The following is a 7,093-nucleotide window of genomic DNA, read 5'->3' as shown; positions in this document are numbered from 1 at the left end:
TCCCAGCACATCTTCCTCAGTTCGATGATCCGGAAGTTCAAGAGCGCGGGCACCCTCACCGACCCCGGCGCCGTCTACGACCTCGCCGACGCCGCCACCAAGGCGCTCACCGTGGACAACGGCCTCGACACGGTGAAGAAGCTGATCGGGCTCGCCGCGGACGTGAACAAGGTCCCCACCAAGCGGATGACCTTCACGACCATGCAGACGGCGGCCGACCCGGCCAACGACAACCGCGTGGTGGTGGGCCCCGGCGCCAAGGCGCTGTTCGCCGCCATCGCCAACGACCAGTCCCTGACCACCGGTTCCGGCGGCAAGAGCGCGGCGGCCGCCGCCACCAAGAAGGCCACGGCGCCCAGCGTGCCCGCCGCGCAGATCGCCGTGACGGTCGAGAACGGCACCGCCGTCACCGGCCGCGCCTCCGACATCGCCACCGCGCTCACCGACCAGGGTTTCAGCTCCGGTACGACCACGGCCAACGCGCCGAGCCCGTCGGCGACCACCACGCTCACCTATGGCACCGGGCAGAAGGGCGAGGCCCAGACCGTCGCCAAGGCGCTCGGGCTGTCCGGCTCGCACCTCAAGCAGGGCACCGGCACCGGCCTGACGCTGGTCATCGGCGGCGACTGGGCGAGCGGCACCACCTTCCCCGGCGGGACCTCCGGGGGCTCCTCCGGCGGCACCTCCGACACCAAGACGGCGGTCGCCAACGCCCACGCCTCCACCGCCGACCAGGCCAAGGCGTGCGCCAAGGTCAGCCCCTACAAGACCGTCACCCTCAACGGGGTCCCCATGACGCCGTCCGAGGCGTACGCGGAGGCCAGGGACAAGCCGGACTCGGACTCCTGAGCCGGGCGCCGTCAGGAGGGCCGCTGCGAGGCCGCCGCGTCGGGGCGCAGATCGGCGAGGGTGAGCGGATGCGCCGGCGGGTCGGGCAGCACGACGCGCGAGGTGACCTGGAGATCGCGGCCCGCGTGCAGCAGCTCGCCGGGGGCCAGCAACCGCCAGTGCGGGCTCTCGTCCAGGGGCTCGCTGGCCACCACGACGGACGACAGGTCGGCCAGCGCCGCCGAGTGCACCCGCAGCCGCCCGTGCCGGCCGGTGTGGTCGAGATGCCGTGACCCGTGATGGCCGCCCGCGGGCCGCTCCAGCACATACAGCTCATGGGTGTCCGGATAGCGCAGCGCCCACAGCTCGCCGGCCGTGACGAGGATGACGTTCAGCGCGAACAGCGGCAGATTCCCGGCGACCCAGCGCGCCGCGGCGACGAGCCCCGCGGACACATCACCGCCGTGCGCCTCGGTCTCCCGCGTGACGAGGGCGAAGAACCGCTCGGAGTCGGTGTCGCCGTGCACCAGCGCGCGGTCCTCGCCCAGGTGACGGTCGAGCAGATCGAGCCCCTCGATCACCCCGTTGTGCGCGAGCAGTCGGCCCCGCTGCTCGAAGGGGTGCGTGTTGCGCACGTCCAGGCCGCCCGTCGAGGCGTACCGGATGTGCGCGAGGAAGGTGGCCGATTCCACCTCCCGCGCCTCCTCGGCGAACGCCCGGTCCTCGTAGGCGGCGATCGGCGCCTTGTGCACCTCGGGTGTGCCGTCGGCCCGGTAGTACCCGAGGCCGGTGCCGTCCGGCTCGCGGTGGCTCTGCGCGCTGAGGCTGTCGGGCGCCTCCAGCAGCCAGAAGGTGGCACGGGTGCGACGGGGAGCGCTGGTCAGCCCGAACAAGCGGCACACGGGGTCCTCCGAACAGAAGGCGTCCTCCGAACAAAAGGTCAATCTGTTCCTACCCCAGGCAAAAGGAAGATACCGGGACGGCAATGCATTTTGTTTTCCGCCCGGAATCCCGTCGGCGGCTTGCACAGTGTGGAGGTGCGGTCACCCGGCCGTCACCAGAACCACGCACCATGCGCAAAAGGGGGACCTCTGTGTCCGTTTCCGTTCTCACGAACGTCCGGCGGCTGACCGCCGCCACCGCCGTCGCGGCGGCCGTCGTCGGCGCCGCCGCGCTGCCCGCCGCGGCCGCCGGCCACCACGCGGGCCGCGCGCACGGCGTGGTGTACATCAGCACCGTGCGGTACGACAGCACGGGCCGGGGCGCCCGTACCAACACCGCGCTGAACCAGCAGTGGGTGGCCGTCAGCAACCAGTCGCGCAAGGCGGTGAACCTGAACGGCTGGACGCTGTCGGACGCCGCCGGGCACACCTTCACCTTCCACCACTACTCCCTCGGCGCCCGCGCCACGGTCCGCGTCCACACCGGCGTCGGCCGCGACACCCGGTCCGACCTCTACCAGGACCGCCGCTCCCAGGTCTGGGACAAGTCGGACACCGCCAAACTGCGCAACGACCGCGGCCGCCTCGTCGACCAGGTCTCCTGGAACCAGCACCGCGCCACGGGCCACCCGCGCCAGGGAGGTGGCCGCCACTGAAGGTGACCGGCTGAGGTGAACGGTGCGGGCGGTGCGCGGCTCTGCGTGAGCGGCGCGCCGCCCGTCGGTGTGACGGCGGTTCAGAGCACGGACCGCAGCGCCTGTTCGAAGGTGGGATGGGCGAAGACGAAGCCCGCCCGCGTCAGTGCAGCCGGGACGGCGCGGGTGCTGCACATGAGGGTCGCCGCGAACTCCCCGAGCGCGGCGCGGAGTGCGATGGCGGGGGCGGGGAGGACGGCCGGGCGGTGCAGGACCCGCGCCATCACCCGCGTGATCTCGCGTTCCGGCAACGGCTCGGGAGCCGTGAAATTGACCGGCCCCGACAGCGCCTCGCAGGCGAGGGTGAACCGCAGCGCCGCGATGTGGTCGGCCAGCGAGATGAACGGCCAGTATTGCGCGCCGGACCCGATCCGCCCGCCCAGCCCGAGCCGGAACAGCGGCAGCATCCGCCCGAACGCCCCGCCCCCGCCCGCGACCACCAGCCCGGTCCGCGGATGCACCACCCGGATCCCGGCTTCCCGAGCCGGCCCGGCCGCCGCCTCCCACTCGGCGCAGACGGACGCCAGGAAGTCGTCCCCGGCCGGTGCGCCCTCGTCCACGATCCGCCCGCCGGTGTCCCCGTAGTAGCCGGTCGCGGACGCCGACACGAGCACCCGCGGCGGCACCTCCGCGCCGGCGCACGCCCGCGCGATGGCACGGGTGCCCCGCACCCGGCTCTCCCGGATCTCCCGCTTGTACGACGCGCTCCACCGCCGGTCCCCGACCCCGGCCCCCGCCAGATGCACCACCGCGTCCACCCCCTCAAGACGGGCCCCGCCCCCGGCCGGATCCCACGTCACCGCCTCGCCGCCGTCCCCCGGCCCGCGCCCCGCCCCCTCCCGGACGAGCCTGACGACCTGATGCCCGTCCTGCGACAGCGAACGGACGAGGGCGGAACCGATGAGCCCATGGGACCCGGTGATCGCGACGCGCATGGCGTCCTCCTGGGGCGGCGAAGTGCTGCGGTCTCTCCCCGGATTGAACCCCGGATCCGCCCGTTTCGCGCCGCACGACAGCCCGGTCTTTGAGCGTGGCCATCCCGCGGCGACCATCGCCGAGACACCCGACCGAGCCGGCATCACCAAGGGGCACACTGGGCCGATCTGAATGAGCGGATGTCGGTGCTTTTCGGCCATCCGCTGCCCGCCATCGCCACCCTGGCCCGTCCTGGCCCGCCTCGACACCGCCCCGGACCGCGGCGCGCGGGTGATCGCCGAGGGGCCCGGCACCGGTCCCGGACCACGTTTGCCGGCGCGTCGGCCGAAACGCCGTGGACTCCGCCGCTCCCGGCCTGGTTCACTGCCGCCCGAACCGAAACCGAACCGAACCGGACCGACCCCGGCCCGAGCCGCTCCCTTGGAACGGCCCCCGCAGGAAAGGCTGTGACGTGACCTGGGAGTGGGACGAGACCCTGTTCGCGGGAGCCGCCGAGCACTACGAGCGCGGCAGGCTGCCGTACGCCCCCGGCCTGGTGCCGCTGCTCGCCGGGGCGCTGCCCGCCGACGGCCGCGGCCGGCTGCTCGACGTGGGCTGCGGTCCGGGCACCGTCACCGTCCCGCTCGCCGCCCTGTTCCGCGAGGCCGTCGGCATCGATCCCGACCCGGAGATGATCCGCGCGGCCGAACGCCGGGCCGCCGCCGCGGGGATGGCCGGGCGGACCCGCTGGGCTCGGCTGCGCGCCGAGGAACTCCCGGCCGGGCTCGGGGCGTTCGACGCCGTGGTCTTCGCCCAGTCCTTCCACTGGACGGACCGGGCACGGGTGGCCCGCACCGTCGGCGCGATGCTGCGGCCCGGTGGCGGGCTGGTCCACCTCGCCGACCTGAAGGGCGAGCGGCACCCGGCCGCGGGATCGCCGTACCCGGCCGTGCCCCGCGGGAGCATCGCCGCACTGGTCAGGGAGTACCTCGGGCCGGTCCGCCGCGCGGGGCGCGGGCTGCTGCCGCGCGGCACCCCCGGCGACGAGGCGGAGATCCTGGCGGCGGCCGGCTTCCTCGGTCCCGAACGCCGTGTGGTGCCCGGCGGCCGGGTGTTGGAGCGCACCGCCGACGACGTGGTCGCCTGGACCCTCTCGCACTCCTCCTCCACCCCGCACCTCTTCGGCCCCCGCCTGGGCGCCTTCGAGGCGGACCTGCGTGCCCTGCTCGCCGGGGTCTCACCGGCGGGTCGCTTCGCCGAGCGGGTGCCCAGCACCGAGGTGTTCATCTGGCGGATTCCCGGAGCGGTTTGATCCGCTTGAGACACGGTAGGGGACCGCGATATCCGGTACGAAGATCGCATCATTGGTCATTACGATGTGATCCTCAGAGACAACTATTCGACCGGCTCGGCGGACCTGAGCCGGTCGGGGTCATCGATGCCAGGGACCGCTCCCCGGGCTGCGGTGATCTTCCTTCACAGGAGGACCCTCCCGCATGTTCCGACGTATTGGCGCCACGGTCGTCCGACATCCCGTCTGGACGATCGTGGCATGGCTGATCGCCGCGGTGGCGATCGTCGCCACCGCCCCCGGCCTGCCCTCGAACAGTGACGAGAGCAGCTTTCTGCCCAAGAGTTACGAGTCGATCAAAGCCGCGGACCTCCAGTCGAAGGCGTTCCCCAGCGCCTTCACCCCGTCCGCGATCGCGCTCTACCAGCGCTCCGACGGCGGCCGGCTGACCGCCGCCGACCAGAAGGACGTCGCCCGGATCACCACCGAGCTGGGCCAGAAGAAGATCGACCAGGTACAGAAGGTGGTCCCCGGCCCGCCGTCCAAGGACGGCCGGTACGCCATGACCCTGGTCCAGATGGACAGCAAGAACGCGGGACAGCCCAAACAGGCCGACGCCGCCAAGACGTTGCGCGCGGACGTCAAGCAACTGGCCAAGGGCACCCATCTCGACGTCAGACTGGGCGGCTCCGCCGCGCAGGCCCTCGACCAGCAGGACTCCTCCAAGCGCGGCCAGGCCCTCATCGGGTTCGGCACCTTCGCCATCATCCTGGTCACCCTGCTGATCATCTTCCGGGCGCCGATCCTGGCCGTCCTGCCGCTGCTCCTCATCGGCCTGGTCTCGGCCGTCGCCAACGGGCTGATCGCCTACGCCACCAAGCTGTTCGGGCTCCAGGCCAACAGCTCGATCTCGTCCATCCTGATCGTGGTGCTGTTCGGTGTGGGCACGGACTACTTCCTGTTCCTGATGTTCCGCTACCGCGAACGCCTCAGGGCCGGTGACGAGCCGAAGGAGGCCATGGTCAACGCGGTCGGCCGGGTCGGCGAGGCCATCGCCTCGGCCGCCGGCGCCGTCATCATCGCCTTCCTCGCGCTGGTCCTGTCCACCCTCGGCTTCCTCAAGCAGATGGGCCCCGCGCTCGCCATCGCGGTCGCCGCCACCCTGGTCGCGGGTCTCACCCTGATCCCGGCCGTGGTCTCCCTCATCGGCCCGAAGGTCTTCTGGCCCTCCAAGTCCTGGCAGAAGGAGCCGGAGAACGCCCGGTTCGCCGCGCTCGGCCGCGCGGTACGGCGCCGCCCGGCGCTCACCGCCGTCGCCTCCGGTCTCGTCCTGCTCGCGCTGTCGGCGGGCACGCTCGGCTACAAGGCCACCTTCGACCTGGCCTCGGGCTCGATGCCCAAGACCAAGGAGTCGATGGTCGTCCAGGACCGGATGCAGAAGGCGTACTCGGCCGGTGCCGCCGCACCCACCGACGTCTTCCTCTCCAGCACCGGCGGCAAGCCGCTCGACAAGAGCGCCTTCGCCGGGTACGCGCGGAAGCTGGGGGCGGTCGACGGCGTGGCGAGCGCCCGGATGACCCAGCTCAACAAGGACGGCACCACCGCGGACTTCACCGTCACCCTCAAGTACGAGGCGTCCACGGACCAGGCGATCGACGCGGTGCAGCGGGTGCGCGACGTCGCGCACGCGGACGCGCCCGCCGGTACCGAGGCGCTGGTCGGCGGCATGTCCTCGATCTACAAGGACATCGACACGGCGGTCAACCACGACTACCGCACGGTGTTCCCGGTCGCCGCCGTCCTCATCATGATCATCCTCGGCCTGCTGCTGCGCAGCGTCGTGGCGCCCTGGTACCTGATGGCCTCGGTGGGCCTCGGCTTCGGAGCCACCCTCGGCGCCACGGTGTGGATCTTCCAGAAGGGGGAGGGGCACTCCGGCCTGATGTTCATGCTCCCGGTGATCATGTACTTGTTCGTGGTCGCCATCGGCACCGACTACAACATCCTGATGATCGCCCGGCTGCGCGAGGAGGCCCGCGAGGGCCGCGAGCCGCGCGAGGCGGCCGGCCAGGCCCTGCGGCACGCCGGGCCGACCGTGGCCGCGGCCGGCTTCATTTTGGCGGCGACCTTCGCCACCATGATGCTGGCCGGCAACTCGCTGCTCACCGAGATGGGTTTCGCGGTCTCCTTCGGCATCGCGATCGCCGCGTTCGTCATGGCGATGTTCTTCACGCCGAGCCTCACCGCGCTCATCGGCCACGCGGCCTGGTGGCCGGGGCACGGGGACCGGGCGGCCGAGGCTCCCGGCACCGTCCCCGCGCCGGCCGCGGGCGAACGTGACCCGGCGGGCCACGGCCGCTGACACGGCCACCGCTCCACGGGGGCACACCAGGGCACGGGCCCCGGTGTGCCCCCGTTCCCGG

Annotated in this window: 6 protein-coding genes; 4 read left to right on the top strand and 2 right to left on the bottom strand. The window is 72.4% G+C overall.

Features of this window, described 5'->3' with window-relative positions; translation table 11 throughout:
* Positions 1-849, top strand: an 849-nt coding sequence (locus AC069R_RS18680; RefSeq protein WP_478767890.1) for a LytR C-terminal domain-containing protein, incomplete at its 5' end; no start/stop codon positions are given.
* An 11-nt stretch (positions 850-860) separates the two neighbouring features.
* Here the strand turns inward: AC069R_RS18680 and AC069R_RS18675 are convergent.
* A complete protein-coding gene (locus AC069R_RS18675; RefSeq protein ID WP_478767889.1) occupies positions 861-1,730 on the bottom strand; it encodes a class II glutamine amidotransferase in 870 nt (289 codons plus the stop codon).
* A gap of 191 nt (positions 1,731-1,921) precedes the next feature.
* On the opposite strand from AC069R_RS18675, the gene AC069R_RS18670 reads away from it, so the two are divergent.
* Entirely contained in the window at positions 1,922-2,425 is a 504-nt protein-coding gene (locus AC069R_RS18670; protein ID WP_478767888.1) for a lamin tail domain-containing protein, read from the top strand.
* A gap of 80 nt (positions 2,426-2,505) precedes the next feature.
* On the opposite strand, the gene AC069R_RS18665 is transcribed toward AC069R_RS18670, so the two are convergent.
* Positions 2,506-3,399 (bottom strand): TIGR01777 family oxidoreductase, encoded by an 894-nt coding sequence (locus AC069R_RS18665; protein WP_478767887.1) that lies wholly within the window; start codon positions 3,397-3,399, stop codon positions 2,506-2,508.
* 452 nt (positions 3,400-3,851) lie between these two features.
* Between AC069R_RS18665 and AC069R_RS18660 the strand changes: the two genes are divergently transcribed.
* Positions 3,852-4,691 (top strand): class I SAM-dependent methyltransferase, encoded by an 840-nt coding sequence (locus tag AC069R_RS18660; protein ID WP_478767886.1) that lies wholly within the window; start codon positions 3,852-3,854, stop codon positions 4,689-4,691.
* A 184-nt stretch (positions 4,692-4,875) separates the two neighbouring features.
* Complete coding sequence (locus AC069R_RS18655; protein ID WP_478767885.1) at positions 4,876-7,032, top strand: MMPL family transporter; 2,157 nt, start codon at positions 4,876-4,878, stop codon at positions 7,030-7,032.
* Positions 7,033-7,093 lie beyond the last annotated feature (61 nt).

The sequence above is a fragment of the Streptomyces sp. NPDC043952 genome (genome assembly GCF_056435325.1).
Note: the sequence above shows the minus strand (reverse complement) of the source record. Positions and strands in the feature narration are given on the sequence as shown.